The sequence below is a fragment of the Haloarcula limicola genome (assembly GCF_010119205.1).
GTDB classification, from domain to species: domain Archaea; phylum Halobacteriota; class Halobacteria; order Halobacteriales; family Haloarculaceae; genus Haloarcula; species Haloarcula limicola.
This window is the reverse complement of sequence record NZ_WRXM01000001.1, coordinates 608,763-626,645: the sequence shown is the minus strand read 5'-3', so window position 1 is coordinate 626,645 and position 17,883 is coordinate 608,763. Positions and strand designations below refer to the sequence as shown.

Below are 17,883 nucleotides of genomic sequence, written 5' to 3'. Positions count from 1 at the left end.
GAAAGAGCGACGCTGTGACGCCGGCTGGCTGTCTCAGAGGTAGCCGCGCTGGTTGAGCAGTTCGCCGTTGAGGACGCTCGCGCCGGCCGCGCCGCGCATCGTGTTGTGCGCGAGGCAGTTGAACTGGACGCCGTCGGTCGTCTCGCGGAACCCGCCGACGCCGACGCCCATGCCGTCCTCGACGTTCCGGTCGAGCCGCGGCTGCGGGCGGTCGGGCTCCTCGAACACCTTGATGAGCTGTTCGGGCGAGGACGGCAGGTCGATGCCGGTGACCTCGGCCATCGCGTCCTCGGCCGCCTCGACGGTCACCTCCTCCTCGGTATCGGCCCAGACGTTCTCGAGGTGGCCGTCGAGCGTGGCGATGCGGTTACAGGAGGCGGCGACGTCCATCCCGTGGAGCTCGACCTCCGCGCCGTCGAAGGAACCGAGCAGCTTCCGGGACTCGCTCTCCATCTTCTGCTCCTCGCCGCCGATGTGCGGGATGGCGTTGTCGATGATCTCCATCGACGTGACGCCGTCGTAGCCCGCGCCGGAGACGGCCTGCAGCGTCGAGACGCGCACGTCCGTCAGGTCGAACGCGCCGTCGAGGGCGGCCAGCGGCGGGACCATCGTGATGGTCGAGCAGTTGGGGTTCTTCAGCAGCGCGCCGTCCCAGCCGCGTCCGTCCCGCTGGACTTCGAGGAGGTCGACGTGGTCGGCGTTGACCTCGGGGACGACCAGCGGCACGTCCTCGTCCATCCGGCCGTTCGAGGAGTTCGAGGAGACGACGTAGCCCGCTCGACAGAAGTCGGGTTCGACCTCCGCGCCGACGCCCGACGGGAGCGAGGAGAAGATGAGGTCCACGTCGTCGGGGACGTCATCGGGCGTCGTCGCGCCGACTTCCATCTCCGCGACGCCGTCCGGGATGGGGGCGTCGACGCGCCACTTGGCGGCCTCTCTGTAGGTCTTACCGGCGCTCGACTCGCTCGCGGTCATCGCGGCGAGTTCGAACTCCGGGTGCGGGTCGATGAGTTGGATGAGTCGCTGTCCGACAGCCCCGGTGGCTCCGAGGACGCCTACGCGTACAGACATTGTGGTGCTCCGTCTGCTTCGGTGACGCAAAACAGTTTGGGTCTCGGTGCTGTGTGGCAGACCGGCGACAGTAACGGACCGTCGAGCTATAAGTGCCGCGCCGGGGCAGTTCCGGGCAATGCTGCGTGACGCGCTCTCCTATCCACAGCGGGGACCGGGGTGGCTCTGGACGGTGATCACCGGGAGCCTGCTGACGCTGGCCGGCGTCGTGCTGTTCGTCCCGCTCATCCCGGTCCAGGGGTATCTGCTCCGGGTCGTCCGCTCGACGGCCGAGGGGCGACCGAACCCGCCGAAGTTCTCGGACTGGGGCGACCTCTTCCTCGACGGCGCGCGCTCGATCACGGTGCAGGTCGCCTACGTCTTCGTCCCGGTGATGCTGCTGCTCGGAGCCGTGCTCGCGCCGACGGTGGGGTATCCGCAGTTGGGGACGCCCCTGTTGGCAGTCGCCGGCTTCGTCGGTGCCGTCGCCGCCGTGGCGCTCCCCGCGGCGCTCGCTCGGCTGGCGACGACCGACCGTCTCGCCGCGGCGTTCGACGCCCGGGCGATCGCCGAGACCGCCCGCCAGCCCATCTACGTCGTCGCCATCGTCGAGGCGTACGTCGCGCTGTTCGTCATCGCCGGTCTCGGCGGCGTCTTCGTCCTCATCCTCGTCGGGGCGGCGTTCGCCTTCTACGGCCAGGTCGTCGGCTATCACCTGTTCGCGCGCGGCTACGCCGGGGCGATCGGCGACGGACAGGACCCGATGGCCTGACCGCGAGCGAGGCCGAGCGAGCCGAGTCGACCGCGGCCCGACACAGGAACGTTTTACTCGCCGGAGCGGGGAGCCGAGGTATGGATACGGCCGAGCGAATCGACCTCGTGAGCAGGCACACCCAGGAGGTCGTCACGGAGGAGGAGTTAGCGGAGTTGTTCGAGGCTGGCGACCCGACGGCGTACATCGGCTACGCGCCCACCGGCGAGATGCACATCGGCCACTTCACGACGATGCGAAAGCTCGCGGACTTCCTGCGAGCCGGCGTCGAGGTGACGGTGCTCATCGCCGACCTCCACGCCCATCTGGACGACAACAAGAGCCCGTTCGACCTGCTGGACGCTCGCTCTACGTACTACGAGACGGCCATCGAGGGGATGATCGATGCCGCCGGCGCGGACCCCGACGACGTCGAGTTCGTTCGCGGGACCGACTTCCAACTCGACGAAGAGTACACCTTAGAGATGTACCGCATGGCCGCGGAGACGACCATCGCGCGCTCACAGCGCGCCGCGAGCGAAGTCGTCCGCGAGTCCGAGAGCCCGAACCTCGGCGGCCTCATCTACCCGCTGATGCAGACGCTGGACGTGAAGGCCCTAGACGCCGACATCGCCTACGGCGGGGTCGACCAGCGGGGCATCTACATGCTCTCTCGCGAGATTCTGCCCGACCACGGCGGCGAATCCCCGGTCTGCGTCTTCGCGCCGCTGCTCTCGGGCCTCTCCGGCGGGAAGATGAGCGCCTCCGACGCCGCCTCGAAGGTGAACCTCACCGACAGCGACGAGGAAGTCGAGGAGAAGATCGGACAGGCCTACTGCCCGGCCGGCGAGCTCGAAGACAACGGCGTGCTGGAGTACCTGAACCACCTCGTCTTCCCGGTTCTGGAAGCCGGCGGCGAGTCGTTCGTCGTCTCCCGGCCCGAGGAGTACGGCGGGGATCTCGTCTACGAGAGCTACGACGCCGTCGAGGAGGACTTCCTCAGCGGCGAACTCCACCCCGCCGATCTGAAGCCCGCCGTGGCGAGCGCCGTCTCCGAGGTCATCGACCCGGTGCGGACGCGCCTGAACGAGCGGCCCGAACTCCTGGCCGAGGCCTACCCTGAGACGTACGGCGACGACGCGTAACGACTCGCTCGCGCGTTCTCGCGGCCGCCGACGCTATTCTCGCTTTCGAGCCCGCTACCGCCCGCCGAAACAGGACTCCGCGCCGCTCGCGGTCTGAATCGACTGGACGAGCCACGGCCGGAACTCGACGTCGCCGATGGCCGCGCTTCGCTCGTCTGCCATCGGCCCCTTGTCCGCGGCGCGGTTCGTCCCGACCTGTCGCGGGCCGTCGCGCATTCCCCAGTAGTTACAGGACGCCGCGACCGTCGCGTCGTCCGCGTTCTCGACGCCGACGACGGTCAGCAGGTCGTTCGTCTCGACGGCGAGGCCGTCGGCCCCCCGGTCGACCGCGATCGCCGCGCCGACGGACTCGGTCGCGGTGATCCCCTCGAAGACGTTGCCCCGGACGACCACGTCGCTCGTCCCGCCGCGGACGGCGAGTCCCTGTGCGGTCGCGCCCGCGCCCTCGGCCGCAAGGCCCGTGACATCGTTGTCTACGATCGTCACCGACTCGACGTCGCCATCCAGCAGGACGCCGACCGTCTCGACCTCGGCGACCGGACCGATCTCCGTCACGCGGTTGTTGCGGAGCGTGACGTCGGCGAGCCCGTCGGCCACGCGGACGCCGCGCGCGCCGTCCGGACTCGTGATCTCGAAGCCCTCCACCGTGACGCCGTCGGCAGTCACGTCGAGCACCGGGCCGGTCGCCGCGTCGCCGCCGCTGATGGTCGCGGCTCCCTGTTCGGTCGGGGCGAGCGTCACGCCCTCGACCGAGAGGGTGACCGTCCCCGCGTAGGTACCCGGCGCGACACAGAGCGTGTCACCGGTCTCGGCGGCGTCGACGGCGGCCTGAATCGCCTCGTAGTCGCCGCCGCCGCTCGCGTCGATAGTCGCGTCGCAACCCGACTGGATCTCGGTGGTCGACTCGTTCGTCTGTGCGAGGGCCGCTTCGTCCGCCGGCCGGTCGAGCGCTTCCTCGTCGTCGGAGACCGCCGCGTTACCCAGCGCACCGCCGGCCGCTGTCAGTCCCCCCGCGACGGCTCCGTACTTGAGGACGGCCCGCCGTGAGAGCTCTCTCTCGCCCATAGTCGTCCGGACCGTCGAGCCAAACGGGGATTAGTATGGACAGGTTTCGCTGCGCCGACCGTCGAAGACGGCGCATACCGTCGCATCAGGCGCTCTCTGAATCCGCCTCGGAGGCCGACCGCTCGGAACCCGACGGCGGAAGGGAGTCTCTACACCGTCTCTCTCGACCTGAGAGGCCGCCTCGCAGTCGCAACCCGTAAGCCGCCGTTCGCCCTGCCTGCTCGTATGGAAGACCGCTCCCGGGCCGGCGTCCGTCGGACCTACGAGCGCATCGGCGACCACTTCTCGAAGACGCGGGAGTACGCCTGGCCCGAGGTCGAGTCGTTCGTCGCCGACGCCGCGTCCGCCGAGACCGCGCTCGATCTCGGCTGTGGCAACGGCCGCCACGCCGAACTGCTGGCCGGCGTCGCCGACCGCGTGATCGCCCTCGACGCGAGTCGCGCGCTGCTCTCCGAGGCCCGCGCCCGCGTCGGCCCGCGCGTCTCGCTCGTCCAGGGCGACGCGGCGACGCTCCCGCTCCGGGACGGGACCGTCGACCTCGCCGTCTACGTCGCGACGCTCCATCACCTCCCGTCGGCCGCCGACCGCCGCGCCAGCCTCGATGAGCTCGCCCGCGTCCTCGCGCCCGACGGCCGCGCCCTCGTCAGCGCGTGGAGCACCGCCCACGACCGCTTCGACGCCGACGCGGACGCCGAGGAGGGCTTCGACACCACCGTCGACTGGACGCTCCCCGGCGGCGAGACGGTCCCGCGCTTCTATCACATCTACGCGCCCGCGGAGTTCGAACGCGATATCGAAGCCAGCGGGCTCGCCCTTCACTCGCTCGAAATTTCGAGCGGCAACTGCTACGCCGTCGTCGGCTCCGAAGGGAAAGTGCCTTAATCACCTTCCGTCTATGACCGAGTACGTTCGCTCGGCGTCGGAAGACACCGCACCGAAAGGAGCGGCGGTGGTGAGCAAATCCTATGGATTTGCGAGCCTCGGCGCGCGTGAGCAAAGCGAACGCGCGGCGGTGGTCTAGTGGTAGGACCTGAGCCTTCCAAGCTCATGGCCCGGGTTCAAATCCCGGCCGCCGCATTTTGCTGCGAGCAGTCCGCGAGCAGCAACTGCTGTATAGGGGGATTTGAATCACGCGAGACGAGCGAAGCGAGTCTCGCCATCGGGTTCAAATTCCGATGGACTCCGTCCATCGGCGCTCGCAAACGCTTCGCGTTTGCCCCTCTCGGCCGCCGCACGAAACGGCTACGCCATCCGGCGCTTTTCGACTGAATCTGGACCAGAGAGATGGAGACGCCGTTCTGGGAAAGATTTATAATCTCGGTCTCCGAATATTTACGTGAAAATATACCGCGGAATGAAATCGTTAGTTTCTTCTATCACTTTCTCCTCTCGATAGCAGTAGCGAGCGCACGCCCGAGAATCGGGACGTGCTACCTCGTTCGCACACGACGGCAAGAGACCGACTCGCCGATCAGCCACCGCGCCCCGCGGTGACCGCGACACTGACATTCCGATGACAACAGCACCCACAGACTACCCTTCAGTACCCGATCATCTCACCGACCCCGAACCGCTGCGCGGCGACGTGCCGTTTCACGAGGAGAGCGACGTCGTCGACGAGGCGGTCCTCGACCGGCTCGACGAGCTAGACGATATGGCCCCTGTCGGCGTGACGAACGACGACCGCGAGGTGCTCGTGATGCGAGTCACCGACGATTGCAGGTGGAAGATCCCCAGTAGCGCCGTCGCGCCCGGCGAGGACTACGCCGAGGCCGCTCGGCAGTGGGTCGAGAACAACGTCGGTCTCGACGTGGAACTCGACGGTGTAGTCGGCGTCTGGCGCTACGAAGCCCAGAGTGCGGGCGGCGACCGAACGGCGACCCGCAATTTCGTCGTCTTCGGCGCGTCGCCGGCGAACGAAGACGGTGGCGGCAAGTTACCGGCCGACGGCGTCGACGCGGCGGACGCGGCGGCGGAAGTCGGGTGGTTCACGGAACTACCCGATGGTGCCGAAGCGGTTCCGGGCACCGACCTGTTCTTCGAGTGAACGCGAGAATCGAGAGAGAAATCGAGAGCGTACCCGAGCTCAGGGTTCGACGGATTCCCAGACGTCCGACGTTATCGTCGCGTCCGGATTGTCGGGAAGCGAGATGGTCAACTCCTCGCCGCTCTCGACGCTGACGAGGTCGGCTCGATTGGCGTCCGCGTGGCCCCGCGCGGGGTACGTGAACGGGCGGTCCCGTTCCGGGAGGTCGGCGATGGGCGGACACTCCGTTGGAGCGGGCTCATCGTCGGAGCGCGCGGTCGTCTGTGAGCGACCCCGGCGGTCGCGGTCGAACCACTCGCGAATCCGATCGGAGAGGTGACCGACGACCGACCGGGTCCGCGCCCACGCCCGGCCGACGAGAGAGGAGTCGTCACCCTCCTCGCCGGCGGTGCCGGGCGGGCCACCCCGCTGCTTGTCTATGGGTGTGAGACTCATACGCAGGGGTTGGTTTCGGTGCTACAAAACGGTTGTGTCGCCCACAGATCCGACCGACTAGAGCTCGATCCGTTCGACGATCTGGTTGCCGTCTTCGCGGGTGTTGAGCGCGACGATGCGAACGTGGCTTTCGAGCCCGGAATCCGTCAGCTTCGCCTTCAGAAGGTTGTCGACCTGATAGACGCCGGCGGCGTTGTTCATCTCGATCTCGACGAGGACCGGATAGTCGTCGCCGGAGCTGAGCGTCACCGTCTCGATGGCCTGACTGGAGACCGTGTTGATGCCGCGTCCGCCGCGTTCGTAGGGGATGCGAGAGCGTCCGCGTTCCATGTCCAGCGCGTCGGCGACCCTGACGACGCCGGCTTCGAGCGTCAGCGGCTGCTCCTCCGTGTGGTGACAGAGGATCGCGTGGAGGACTTCGCCTTTCACCCGGACCTGGTCGCCCACGTCGTAGAACTCGGGGAGGATCTTATCGAGGAGGTCCGCCGCGAGCGGGATCGAGTAGTAGGGGTGGTCGTCGCGGTGGACGACGTGTCCGATGTCGTGTAGCGTCGAGGCGAGCGCGACGATGACCGCCTCGTCGGCCTCGTCGAGCCCCTGATCGCCGGCACCGTTGAACTCGACGCCGCCCGCTTTCAACAGGTCGTACAGACACATCGCTCGGTGGCGGACGATGCTGATGTGTTTCGCCCCGTGGTCGTTGTACCGCTTGCGCTTGACCGGATTGACGTTCTGGGCTTCGAGATACGCCTGTACCTCCTCGTCGGCGGCGAGCGCGTCGAGGACGTCGTTGACTCGCTCGTCGGGAAAGGCGTGCTCGGCGTTGGGCTCGTAGATGCGGCCGCGGGTGTCCGCTTCTTGCTCGCTCATAGCTATTGTACGCGGTGCCAGCGAGAAAAACCCACGCCTCAATTTGTCAGGCGGCTCGGGCGGCTTCGAGCACCTCGTCGTAGTCGGGTTCGACGCCGGGGTCGTCGCTGACCCACTCGTAGGCGACGACGCCGTCGTCGTCGACGACGAACACCGACCGCTTGGCGAGGTTGTGAACGCCAAGCGCCGCGAAATCCATCGAGAGATCGTAGGCGTCGATGATATCCCGGTCGTTGTCGCTTATCAGGTCGAAGGTGAGTCCGGCGTCGTCGCGGAAGGCGTTCTGGGCGAACGGCGTGTCGATGCTGACGCCGTAGAGCGTCGCGCCGGCGTCGGCCAGCTCCTCCAGTTTGTCGTCGAAGGTCTCCATCTCGTCGCTGCAGACGCTCGTGAACGCGCCCGGGAAGAAGGCGAGGACGACCGGGCCGTCGTCGACGGCCTCGGACAGCGTGACCTCGTCTACGTCGCCGTTCGCGAGCGGTGCGGTAAAGTCCGGAGCCTCGTCGCCGACAGAAACCATACCCGGTCTATCGGGCGACGATTCAAATCCCTTGTGACCGATGTGATTAGCCAGCGGTTGAACTGCCTCACGATGGACCGGTCATCCCGGGAAATCAGTTTAAGTGATCCGCGCCCGTTCGCATAGATATGCCCGACACGATGGAAGTCTACGACGGGACCGAGGTGACCGTCGCCCACGTCGATTCGTTGGCCAACGGCGGCGCGCGTTTCGATATCACCGCCGACGACGGTCGGAAGTGGCGAATCGACCTGACGCGCGACGGCGAGACGGAAGTCGTGACGACCTGGCGCGAGGGAACGCTCGCCGATCTCGGCGTTCCCGCGTGGCTCGACGACGTGACCGCTCGACTGATACAGCAGTGAATTCCCCCGCTACGGGCCGTGATAGTCCGTAACACACCAGGTCCGGATCAGGTCGTTTCCCGAACGGTGGAAAAAGCCTATAAGGCGGCTCGACGGGGCGCTGTTGAGCAAAAAGGTTATAATAGCAACCACGTAAAATTTGGACACAATGTCAGGGACATTCGTACCGCTATTCCCGGGGTTCCCGGGCGGGATGGAGATGATGGTCATCCTCCTCATCGCCGTCCTGCTGTTCGGCGCAAACAAGATTCCGAAACTCGCTCGCTCGACGGGCGAGGCGATGGGTGAGTTCCAGAAAGGCCGCGAAGAAGTCGAGCAGGAGCTCGAAGAGATGCGCGACGGCGTCTCTCCCGAATCACAGGATGCCGATGCCACCACGGAGACGACCGAAACGACGACCACCGAGACGGACACCGACACCGCCACCTCGACGTCCGAGGAGACGGCAACCGAAACGAACAACTGACTCTCGCTTCTTCCGCTTTCCGCGCGAACGAAAGCGTTTTTCAGCAGTCCCGTGACCCTCCAGCAGGGCGTGTGGCCTAGTGGACGAGGGCGAGGGGTTCCTAACCCCTAGAGCGCGGGTTCGAATCCCGCCACGCCCGCTCACTCGCTGTGCTCGTTCGCGGCCGTGGCGAACATCGCGGAACCGGAGGTTCCGCTCAATCCCGCCACGCCCGTTTCCGCCGAGCGATAGCGAAGCGTGGAACGGCTCGGCGATTCGAACCCTGCAAGTCGCAGCGCCGAGCGAAGCGAGGCGACCGTCTTGTTCCGGTTCGAATCCCGAGAGACGCCACGGTCGTCTCTCGACGTTCGCAAAGCCTCCGGCTTTGCTCAGTCCCGCCCCGCCCGCTCACTCGCTGTGCTCGTTCGCGGTCGTGACGACCCTCGCGAAATCTTCGGATTCCGCTCAGTCCCGCCCCGCCCGCTCGCTGCGCTCGATCGCGAAAGACGGCGAATGCCGTTTTTACCCACGTAAAATCACAGATACTGCTCAGCTCTGATACAGCCATGTAGCGACGAGTGACCGACGATACGCGTTCGCGTTCGCGAGACGAACGAGCGCGTCACCGGCCGTCTGGAAGGCTCAGTTCGCGGTGGCCGTCGTCTGGGGACCGCCGACGACGACGACGCCGTACGCGCCGACCGACGCGTGGTTCGTGCACTTGTACATGTAGACGCCGCGTTCGTCGAACGTATGCGAGATGCTCCCCCCCGGCGTTGCGGTGGCCGTCCCGGTGAGCGTCCGCGTGGGGGTAGGGGTCTTCTCGGTGAACGCGTCGCCGTTCGTGTGTGTGATCTCGTGTTCCCCGTCGCGCCACTCCCAGTGGACAGTCTGACCCGGATTTATCCAGATGGCGGGCGGTTCGAAGAGGGCGTTCGAGGGGGTCTGACCCACGGCGACGGCGACGGTCCCGCTCCCGCGTCTGTCGGCGAACGAGCCGTCGTACGTCTGTCCGGAGTCGAGTTTCCGCTTCTGTTCCTCGGTCAGTTGCCGGAGGGGATATGACGGCCTCTCGGTGCCGGCCTCGGTCTGGGTCTCGGTCGGCGTTTCAGTCGACGACGCGGTGGAGGTCTCGGTCGGCGTCTCGGGCTGGGACTCCGTCGCGGCGGGAGCCGTGGTCGCCGCCTCGGTCGGCGTCTCCGTGCCATCCGTCGGCGTAGACTCTGTACCCGGTCCGTTACAGCCGGCGATCGCTCCGACGAGACCGAGACACGTAGTGCGGACAAAGTTACGCCGTTTCACATCCGTAATCTCCGTTCCCGCTAGTTAAAGCTTGATGGTAACCGTATGGCAATTTGACGGCACTTACCTATCTCCCGTCACTTTCATCGGGTTACGAGAGAGATGAGGCACTCCAGTCGCCTGCTAGCTCACAGTTTCCGTCTGCAGACAGACGGGTCTCCACGTCGAGTTCCGGAGTGAAACCGCCCCAACCCCACCTGTATCGACGGATCCGTCTCCGATTCCGTCGGCGATGCTCGCGTTTGGAGTAGTGGATTAGACGCTGTCGGTTTCGGTGGACGTTTCGTTGCCCATCATACCGCCCTCGGTGGACGTTTCGTTGCTCATCATACCGTCTTCCGTGGACGTCTCGTTGCCCATCATACCGCCCTCGGTGGACGTCTCGTTGCTCATCATACCTTCCTCGGTTTCGGTACTCATTCCGGACTCGGTTTCCGAACCCATCTCGGACTCGGTTTCCGAACCCATCTCGGACTCGGTTCCGGTACCCATACCGCCACTTTCGCCGCCTTCGTCGCCAGCGTCCGTTCCTTCAGACTCGCCGCTGCCGCCGTCGCCGCCACAGCCAGCCAGCAGACCGACAGTTGAGACAGCAGCTGTACGACGAATGAAGGACCGTCTATCCAGGTTGTCCGACATGCAAGCCGAACTGCGGGACAAAGAAACTAAAGTCCATTGGCCGTTTCCATACATTATTAAAAAACATGCGTGTTCAACTATCGGTATGTCCAATTATGCCGTTTTGTCGCGGAAGACAGTATGGAACGATATAGTCTGGTATATAAATATACGAACGAATACATTCCTGACCGATACGTTCGGAATACCGAGACGATTCGAACTATCGCTTGCGAGTCCGTCCGGAGTCAGCCAGAAATGAGAGATGCCGATCGTGTCGCTTTGGAGATGTGGTGACCAGTTGGTCCGTGGCTGGAGCTAGCTCGCCATCGGTCGAACGAATCAGTTCACCCGACAGGAGTGCAGTCGTCCATACCAAAACGTCCCTCCTCCACTACACCGTCGCTGTTGGTTCGGCGCGATGGACCCTCGCTACTCGCGGGTCGTTCCTCCCCCGCTCATTCTTACGAGGGCCGCGCTCCCTTCCTCGCGCACCCCTCGCTACTGCTCCACGGCTCCCGGTGGTCGCCGTATCGCTTTCGGGGTCCCTCCCTACAGTCGGGACCCCGCTACTCCCGCCAATCGTCCACTTGACACTCCCGCAGTTCCGATCGGGAGTACCACGTTCGCGGGCGGAACGCGACGGCGACGCTGGCGAGATACGCGGCGACGACGACAGCGGTGACGACGACGCCGGGGACGGCACCGATGCGGGCGCTCTCGGGCCACGGTCCCGACTGGGCGAACGACGTGACGCGGATGAACCACGCGGCGGTCACGACGCTGAACAGCGCCAGATACACCCGTCGCAGTCGGTGGGCGACGGCCTCTTCGAAGGGCACTTTCAGCGTCGGTCGGTGATAGTCCGCGCTCAGTTTCCGCCGCCACGCGCCGTCGTCGACGTCCTCTCGCGGGTCGAGCCCGTGCGACCAGACGTTCTGCTGGATGAGGCGCACACGCGAGCGCCACACGTCGAACCCGCGGTAGCGGTGGGCCTCGATGCCGAGGAAGACGCCCAGCGTGACCAACCCCACCAGTACGAGATAGTGCGGCCGTCCGGGGGCGGAAAACGACCACGTGAGGATGGCCGCCATGACCGTGACCGCCCAGTTCGTGGTGCGGTCGAGTCGCTCGCGCCACCGGGTCATTCGGTGGACTTCGCCGCGGTAGAGGTGGGCCATCGACGAACTCGGTCCCATCTCCCGTTCGAACAGGCCCGCGCCGAGACTCCGTTCGCGCTCGCCGCTCGGGTCGAACTCTCGATCAGTCATCGCTTTCGTTGGTCGGATCTCTGGTGGAACTCGTAGACAAACTGTCCCATCTGTGCGTCGTCCAAGTACGTTGTCGTCTCAGTCATGCCGGTTCCTCCGCCGTCTGTTCGGCCGCGCTGGTCTCCGAGCGGAGGTATCCCTGCAGGTACGCGCCGGCGAACATGCCGACGACGGCATAGAGGATGGTGACGTTACCGACGCCGAGACTGGCGTAGGCCGCCCCCGGGCAGATGCCCGAGATCCCCCAGCCGACGCCGAAGACGCCGCCGCCCAGCAGGACGTTTCGGTCCATCGATTTCACGCGCTTGCCGAACTCGCGGCCGGTCAGCGGCGCGGTCCGGTCGGTCCGCGACCCGACTGCGAAGACGACGCCGGCGACGACGCTCGCGCCGCCCATCACCAGCAGGAGGCCGAGGTCCGACAACCGGAGGAAGCGCAGGACGACCTCCGGGCGGTACATCTGACTCAGTCCGAGACCGAAACCGAAGACCACGCCGCCGAGCAGGATGGCCGGCATGAACAGCGGGTGACGGCCGGCGTTCGCGTCGCTCACGGCGTCACCCCCAGCGCCGCGACGATCTGTGCGGTCCCGACGGCGACGCCGACGAACGTCGCCACGTTCAGCAGCGACGTCTCCGAGAGCGACCCGACGCCGCAGACGCCGTGGCCGGAGGTACAGCCCTTGCCGAGGCGCGTCCCCACGCCGACGAAGAGGCCGCCGACGAGCAGTCGCCACCACTGAACGTCGGTGGTCCAACCGAACTCGCCGAACGTCAGGCCGTAGGCGGCACCGCCCAGCACGATGCCGAGCGTGAAGACGACGCGCCAGTCACGTGATGCGCGGAATCGATACTGCTGGAAGCGGGACTTCGCGGAGACGTACGACAGCGTCGATTCGAGGAACGTGCTGGCACCCGCGATGATCCCGGTCGAGAGGTAGATAATCGCGGTGCCCGCGCCGATGAGTAGCCCGCCGAGCAGGTAGTGAACCCACCCGTTCGGGAATAGCGTCTCGAAGACCATCTCAGTCCCTCGTCACGGTCTCAGGCCCGAAGCGCTTGTTTGCCTCACGCTGATCGATAACTACACCGCCGTCCGGGAACCCCAAGGAGTCGTCGCTCATTCTGTACCCCGACCTAACCGGCGGAGATACAAAAGGGTTGCTAGAGTATTGTGCTATTCATACACTACAGAGTGCCCGACCTTCGCTATAAGCGCATTTGTCGGCCACCCAAATCGCATCCTCGTAGAGATGCTGTGCTATCTGCCGGTATAGCGTAGCGCAAAAGGAACAATATTCGGGCGGCCGCTCTCTCGACGACTGCGACGCCGCGACGATAGAGCGACCGGTGAGCGGACGATGGCCGTAGAGGGTCAAGTTCTGCGGACGCGCTACCGTCGATCTGCGGATTTATCGCTCGTCCTCGCGCCGTCGCCGCATCTCGTGGCGCGTGAACTGCGGCGTCGTCAGCGCCGCCCGCCGCTGTCCGCGGAACGACCACCCGATGACGCCGAGCGTGATACCCGTGACCGCGACTGCCAGGGCGGTCGCTTCGATGGTCGTCGTCACGAAGAGGAACGCCGCCACCGGGATCCCCGCGGCGGCGACGATGCCGAGCAGGAGCCGTATCGCCATCTGTCGGGCCAGCCCGCCGCTGTCTTCGAGTAGCGTCTCCAGGACGAGTTCGTCCCGCGCGGCGGTGTCGAGCGCCGCTTCGGCACGCGGGAGCGCGGTCACGCTCGACCGCACCGACCGCGTCACCGTCTCCTCTATCTCCTCGCGGAGCGCGCCGCTCATATCGGTCGCTCCCTGCTCCATCACGTAGTCGGTGATGACTTCGATGAAGTCGAACTCCGGGTCGAGCGTGCGACAGACGCCCTCTAAGACCGTGGTCACACGGACGACCAGCGCGAGGTCCTGCGGGAGGCGCATCGGGAACTCGTACAGCTGACTCTCGAACTCGCCGACGAGCTGCTCGATGCGGTACTCGCTGATGTCCTCGCCGCGGAACTGCTGGATGACGATCTCGAACGCCTCGCGCATCACCTCGCGGTCGGCCATCGGGTCCAGCGCGCCCATGGCGACGAAGGCGTCCATCACCCGCTCCACGTCGTCGGTCGCCAGCCCGACGTAGAACTCCATCAGTTGCTCGCGGGTCCGCGCGCCGAGGCGGCCGGTCATCCCGAAGTCGTAGAAGACGAGCGTCCCGTCGGGCTGGACCGCCAGGTTCCCCGGGTGCGGGTCGGCGTGGAAGCGCCCGTCCTCGACGATCATCTGGATATAGACCTCTTCGAGGCGCTGGACGAGCCGCTCGCGGTCGACTCCCATCTCATCGAGTCTCGTCACGTCGTCTATCTTCACGCCGTCGACGTAGCTCATCGTCACCACGCGATCGGTCGAGTGGCTCTCGACGACGTCGGGGATCGCCACGTCGTCGGTGTCCGCGAAGCTATCCCCGATTTCGCGCAACATCCGCGCCTCGTGGGCGTAGTCCATCTCCCGGCGGATGGTCGCCGAGAACTCCTCGGTGAGGTTCTCGAGCGTGAACGCCTGTGCGGGGTCCGCGCCGGAGGTCAGAATCGGCGTCAGCGTCGACAGCACGCGCAGGTCAGACTCGACGCGCTCGCGGATGTCCGGCCGCAGTACCTTCACGGCGACTCGCTGTCCGTCGAGTTCGGCCTCGTACACCTGCCCGAGCGACGCGCCGCTGATGGGGGAGGTGTCGAACTCGTCGAAGCGCTCGGCCACCGGACCGCCCAGTTCGCGTTCGAGCAGGGGTTCGATCTCGTCCCACGGGTCCGGCGGCACCTTGTCCTGCAGCTCCGCGAGCACGTCGATGTACTCCCGCGGGAGCGCGTCGGGCCGCGTCGAGAGCATCTGCCCGAGCTTGATGAACGCCGGGCCGAGGTCGAGAAACGTCGACTTCAGTCGGCGGGCGCGCCGGGTCCGATCCTCGCTCGAAACCGAGCGGGAGCGGCCGACGACGACGAACCGCTTGCGGTCGCGCGCCCACGCGACCGCGAACGGGAGGAACTGCCAGCCGACGACGAGGACCCGCCACAGCGCGCGGAGCGTGACGCGGAGACCCGTCGGCTGCCGGACGTCCGTATCCGCTGCCGGGCCGCCGCCGGCCGGTCGCTGCGAGTCGCTCACTGTCCTACTGTCGGAGTCCACGCCAGATGAGTGTACTGGAACCCCCCGCTCAGGGCCGGAGGAACCCGAGCAGCTCGTAGTCCGAATCGGGCGTGTACTTCCGGAACGCGAGGCTGTTCGCGAGCACCGACACCGAGGAGGCCGCCATCGCCGCCGCGGCCAGCGCCGGCTGGAGGAGCCCCAGCGAGGCCAGCGGGATCATGACGGTGTTGTACCCGAGCGCCCAGAAGAGGTTCTGCTTGATCTTCTGGAGCGTCGCCGCTGAGATGCGGATGGCCTTCAGCACGTCCGCGGGGTCGTCCCGCAGCAGCGTCACGTCGGCGGCCTCGATGGCCACGTCGGTGCCGGAGCCGATGGCACAGCCTACGGCGGCCGTCGCCAGCGCCGGGGCGTCGTTGACGCCGTCGCCGACCATCATCGCCAGTCGGTCTCCCGACTGGATGTCTTCGAGGGCTTCGGCCTTCTCGTCGGGCAGGACGCCGGCCATCACGTTCTCGGGGTCGATGCCGACCTCTTCGGCGACAGCGCGGGCGGTCCGCTCGTTGTCGCCGGTTATCATCCACACGTCCAGCCCGCGCTCGCGGAGGCCGCCGACGGCGTCGACGGCGCTCTGCTTGACCGTGTCCGCGTCGGCGACGACGCCGGCGAGGCGGAACTCGTCGCCGGTGTCCACTTCCGACCGGTCGGCTTGTCTCTGTCGACCGTCCGCGACGGCGACCAGCATCGCCGTCTTCCCCTCGCGTTCGAGGCGGTTCATCTGCTCCTCGGCGGGCGTGGTGTCGACCCCGTTGTCTTCGAGCAGTTTGCGGTTGCCGACGAGCACCACGCCGTGGGGCGTCGTCGCGCGGACGCCGTGGCCGGGAACGTTCTCGAAGCCCTCGGCGTCGGCCACGTCGATGCCGCGTTCCCGGGCCCCTTCGACGATGGCTTGGGCCAGCGGATGCTCGCTCCCGCTCTCGGCGCTGGCGGCGAGTTCGAGGACGTACTCCTCGGTGAGTTCCGGGGCCTCGCGGAGGGTCCCTCCGTCGGTAGCCGCACTCGCCTCACCGCCGTCGGCCGCCGCGCCGACGACTTCCACGTCGGTCAGTTCCATCTCGCCTTCGGTCAGGGTCCCCGTCTTGTCGAAGACGACGGTGTCCACGTCGCGGACGGTTTCGAGCACGTCGCCGCCCTTGAACAGGACGCCGTTGCGCGCCCCGATGGTGGTCCCGACCATCGTCGCGGCGGGCGTCGCCAGCCCCAGCGCGCAGGGACAGGCGATGAGCACCGACGAGGCGAAGACGACGACCGCGAACTCGGCGACGCCGACCGTGGCGGGACCGCCGGCCGCCAGCCCCCATATCGGGAGCGACCCGACGAAGCCGGCCAGCGCCTCGGGGAACAGCGCCCAGACGGCGGCCCACAGCAGGGCGTTGGCGATGACCGCCGGGACGAAGTACGCGGAGATGCGGTCGGCGAGGTTCTGGATCTCGGGCTGGCGCGACTGGGCCTGCTTGACGCGCTCGACGATCTGCTGGAGCGCGGTCTCCGACCCGACCTTCGTCGCCTCGACCTCGAGGACGCCGTTCTGGTTCACCGTCGCGCCGATGACCTCGTCGCCCTCGCCCTTCTCGACGGGGACGGACTCGCCGGTGACCATCGACTCGTCGACGGCCGAGTCCCCGTCCACGACGACGCCGTCGGTCGGGACCTTCTCGCCGGGGCGGACCTTCAGTCGGTCGCCGACCTCGACCTCCGAGAGCGGGATCTCCTCCTCGGTGCCGTCCTCGCGGACGACGGTGGCCGTGTCGGCCTCCATCTCCAGCAGCTGGCGGATGGCCGCGCCGGCCTGGCTCTTCGAGCGGGCCTCGAGGTAGTTTCCGAGCGTGATGAACACGAGGATGAACGCCGCCGTGTCGAAGTACAGCCCCGTGCTGGCGATGAGGCCCAGTAGCGCGACGACGGAGTAGCCGTACGCCGTCGAGGAACCCAGCGCGATGAGCACGTCCATGTTGGCGCGCTTGTTCTTGACGAGCGCCTTGTACGCGTTCTCGTAGAACGGTTTGCCGAGGGCGATCTGGACCGGCGTGGCGAGCGCGAACTGCACCCACCCGAGCGGCACGCCGAACAGCGTCCCCTCGAACAGGCCGAGCGAGAGCAGGTGATCCGCCATGAAGACCAGCAGCGGCAGCGACAGCGCCGCGCCGAACAGCGTCAAGCGGCGCTGCTTCCTGACTTCGGCGTTGCGGGCCGCGTCGCGCCGGTCGGACCCGGACTGCTGGCCGTCGCCCGCTTCGCCGTCCGCACCGCCCTCGTCCTCTCGGACGGGCGTGTAGCCGGCCGACTCGATGGCGTCGTAGAGCTCCGAGAGAGAGACCGCGGACGGCAGATAGGTCACTTGCCCCTCGTCGGTGGCGTAGTTCACGTCCGCCGAGACGACGCCGGGCGTCCGTTCGAGCGCCTCCTCGTTGGTGTCCGCGCAGTTGGCACACGACATATCGGTGATGCCGACGCTCGCCGTCTCCGTGACGACGCCGTAGCCCGCGTCCTCGACGGCGGCCACGACCTCGGCGAGCGACACCGAATCGGGGTCGTACGTGACGCTCCCCTCGTCGGTGGCGTAGTTGGCGTCGACGCTCTCGACGCCGTCCAACTCGCCGACGGCCTCCTCGATGGTGGCCGAACAGTTGGCACAGCTCATGCCGGTCAGTTCGAGCCGGACGGTTCGCTCACTCATGATGGTATCTAGTACGGGCTACTCTTTGATGCCCCTTTTCCATTAGAATGAAAAGCGTAGTGGACTCAGACACAACTATCCAAATCAATATGGCCGCCTCACATTCGATTTAGCTATGGTTTCACACTC

The 17,883-nt window shown here is 66.5% G+C and carries 18 protein-coding genes and 2 tRNA genes; 8 read left to right on the top strand and 12 right to left on the bottom strand.

Annotated features, from left to right (window positions below):
* Window positions 1–33: 33 nt before the first annotated feature.
* On the bottom strand, window positions 34–1,071 hold the full coding sequence (gene asd / locus GO488_RS03200) for an aspartate-semialdehyde dehydrogenase (protein WP_162316352.1): 1,038 nt from the start codon (window positions 1,069–1,071) through the stop codon (window positions 34–36).
* Window positions 1,072–1,189: 118 nt separating this feature from the next.
* On the opposite strand from asd, the gene GO488_RS03195 reads away from it, so the two are divergent.
* Window positions 1,190–1,822 carry a DUF4013 domain-containing protein gene (locus tag GO488_RS03195; protein WP_162316351.1) on the top strand — a complete coding sequence of 211 codons (633 nt, stop codon included), beginning with the start codon at window positions 1,190–1,192 and terminating at the stop codon, window positions 1,820–1,822.
* Between the two features lie 80 nt (window positions 1,823–1,902).
* Window positions 1,903–2,946: a tyrosine--tRNA ligase gene (locus GO488_RS03190; protein ID WP_162316350.1), complete on the top strand. Its 1,044-nt coding sequence runs from the start codon at window positions 1,903–1,905 to the stop codon at window positions 2,944–2,946.
* A gap of 54 nt (window positions 2,947–3,000) precedes the next feature.
* Here GO488_RS03190 and GO488_RS03185 read toward each other — a convergent pair whose 3' ends face one another.
* A complete protein-coding gene (locus tag GO488_RS03185) occupies window positions 3,001–4,011 on the bottom strand; it encodes a right-handed parallel beta-helix repeat-containing protein (protein WP_162316349.1) in 1,011 nt (336 codons plus the stop codon).
* Window positions 4,012–4,236: 225 nt separating this feature from the next.
* Here GO488_RS03185 and GO488_RS03180 point away from each other — a divergent pair, with 225 nt between their 5' ends.
* The 3 genes from GO488_RS03180 to GO488_RS03170 all read left to right on the top strand — a co-directional run bounded on the left by GO488_RS03180 (window position 4,237) and on the right by GO488_RS03170 (window position 6,058).
* Window positions 4,237–4,893: a class I SAM-dependent methyltransferase gene (locus GO488_RS03180; RefSeq protein ID WP_162316348.1), complete on the top strand. Its 657-nt coding sequence runs from the start codon at window positions 4,237–4,239 to the stop codon at window positions 4,891–4,893.
* A gap of 124 nt (window positions 4,894–5,017) precedes the next feature.
* Window positions 5,018–5,088, top strand: a tRNA-Gly gene (locus GO488_RS03175).
* A 436-nt stretch (window positions 5,089–5,524) separates the two neighbouring features.
* Window positions 5,525–6,058 (top strand): NUDIX domain-containing protein, encoded by a 534-nt coding sequence (locus GO488_RS03170; RefSeq protein ID WP_162316347.1) that lies wholly within the window; start codon window positions 5,525–5,527, stop codon window positions 6,056–6,058.
* Window positions 6,059–6,097: 39 nt separating this feature from the next.
* Here the strand turns inward: GO488_RS03170 and GO488_RS03165 are convergent, their stop codons facing one another.
* Genes GO488_RS03165 through GO488_RS03155 form a run of 3 tightly spaced genes read right to left on the bottom strand, consistent with a single transcriptional unit; the run spans window position 6,098 to window position 7,883 of the window.
* Window positions 6,098–6,493 (bottom strand): hypothetical protein, encoded by a 396-nt coding sequence (locus GO488_RS03165; protein ID WP_241692885.1) that lies wholly within the window; start codon window positions 6,491–6,493, stop codon window positions 6,098–6,100.
* A gap of 57 nt (window positions 6,494–6,550) precedes the next feature.
* On the bottom strand, window positions 6,551–7,363 hold the full coding sequence (locus GO488_RS03160; protein WP_162316346.1) for an HD domain-containing protein: 813 nt from the start codon (window positions 7,361–7,363) through the stop codon (window positions 6,551–6,553).
* Between the two features lie 46 nt (window positions 7,364–7,409).
* Window positions 7,410–7,883: a redoxin domain-containing protein gene (locus GO488_RS03155; protein WP_162316345.1), complete on the bottom strand. Its 474-nt coding sequence runs from the start codon at window positions 7,881–7,883 to the stop codon at window positions 7,410–7,412.
* Window positions 7,884–8,011: 128 nt separating this feature from the next.
* On the opposite strand from GO488_RS03155, the gene GO488_RS03150 reads away from it, so the two are divergent.
* The 3 genes from GO488_RS03150 (at window position 8,012) to GO488_RS03140 (ending at window position 8,853) form a co-directional block, all read left to right on the top strand.
* Window positions 8,012–8,248 carry a hypothetical protein gene (locus GO488_RS03150; RefSeq protein WP_162316344.1) on the top strand — a complete coding sequence of 79 codons (237 nt, stop codon included), beginning with the start codon at window positions 8,012–8,014 and terminating at the stop codon, window positions 8,246–8,248.
* 148 nt (window positions 8,249–8,396) lie between these two features.
* Window positions 8,397–8,714 carry a twin-arginine translocase TatA/TatE family subunit gene (locus GO488_RS03145; protein WP_162316343.1) on the top strand — a complete coding sequence of 106 codons (318 nt, stop codon included), beginning with the start codon at window positions 8,397–8,399 and terminating at the stop codon, window positions 8,712–8,714.
* Window positions 8,715–8,779: 65 nt separating this feature from the next.
* A tRNA-Arg gene (locus tag GO488_RS03140) sits at window positions 8,780–8,853 on the top strand.
* 482 nt (window positions 8,854–9,335) lie between these two features.
* Here the strand turns inward: GO488_RS03140 and GO488_RS03135 are convergent.
* From GO488_RS03135 to GO488_RS03105, 7 genes are all read right to left on the bottom strand, one after another.
* On the bottom strand, window positions 9,336–9,995 hold the full coding sequence (locus GO488_RS03135; RefSeq protein WP_162316342.1) for a plastocyanin/azurin family copper-binding protein: 660 nt from the start codon (window positions 9,993–9,995) through the stop codon (window positions 9,336–9,338).
* 255 nt (window positions 9,996–10,250) lie between these two features.
* Window positions 10,251–10,634, bottom strand: a complete 384-nt coding sequence (locus GO488_RS03130; RefSeq protein ID WP_162316341.1) for a hypothetical protein — start codon at window positions 10,632–10,634, stop codon at window positions 10,251–10,253.
* A gap of 548 nt (window positions 10,635–11,182) precedes the next feature.
* Window positions 11,183–11,884, bottom strand: coding sequence for a DUF2270 domain-containing protein (locus GO488_RS03125; protein ID WP_162316340.1), 702 nt, complete (start codon window positions 11,882–11,884; stop codon window positions 11,183–11,185).
* Between the two features lie 82 nt (window positions 11,885–11,966).
* Complete coding sequence (locus GO488_RS03120; protein ID WP_162317526.1) at window positions 11,967–12,401, bottom strand: DUF6691 family protein; 435 nt, start codon at window positions 12,399–12,401, stop codon at window positions 11,967–11,969.
* A 32-nt stretch (window positions 12,402–12,433) separates the two neighbouring features.
* Window positions 12,434–12,907 carry a YeeE/YedE family protein gene (locus GO488_RS03115; RefSeq protein WP_162316339.1) on the bottom strand — a complete coding sequence of 158 codons (474 nt, stop codon included), beginning with the start codon at window positions 12,905–12,907 and terminating at the stop codon, window positions 12,434–12,436.
* A 388-nt stretch (window positions 12,908–13,295) separates the two neighbouring features.
* Window positions 13,296–15,038, bottom strand: coding sequence for an ABC1 kinase family protein (locus GO488_RS03110; RefSeq protein WP_162316338.1), 1,743 nt, complete (start codon window positions 15,036–15,038; stop codon window positions 13,296–13,298).
* A gap of 49 nt (window positions 15,039–15,087) precedes the next feature.
* Entirely contained in the window at window positions 15,088–17,754 is a 2,667-nt protein-coding gene (locus GO488_RS03105) for a heavy metal translocating P-type ATPase (RefSeq protein WP_162316337.1), read from the bottom strand.
* Window positions 17,755–17,883 lie beyond the last annotated feature (129 nt).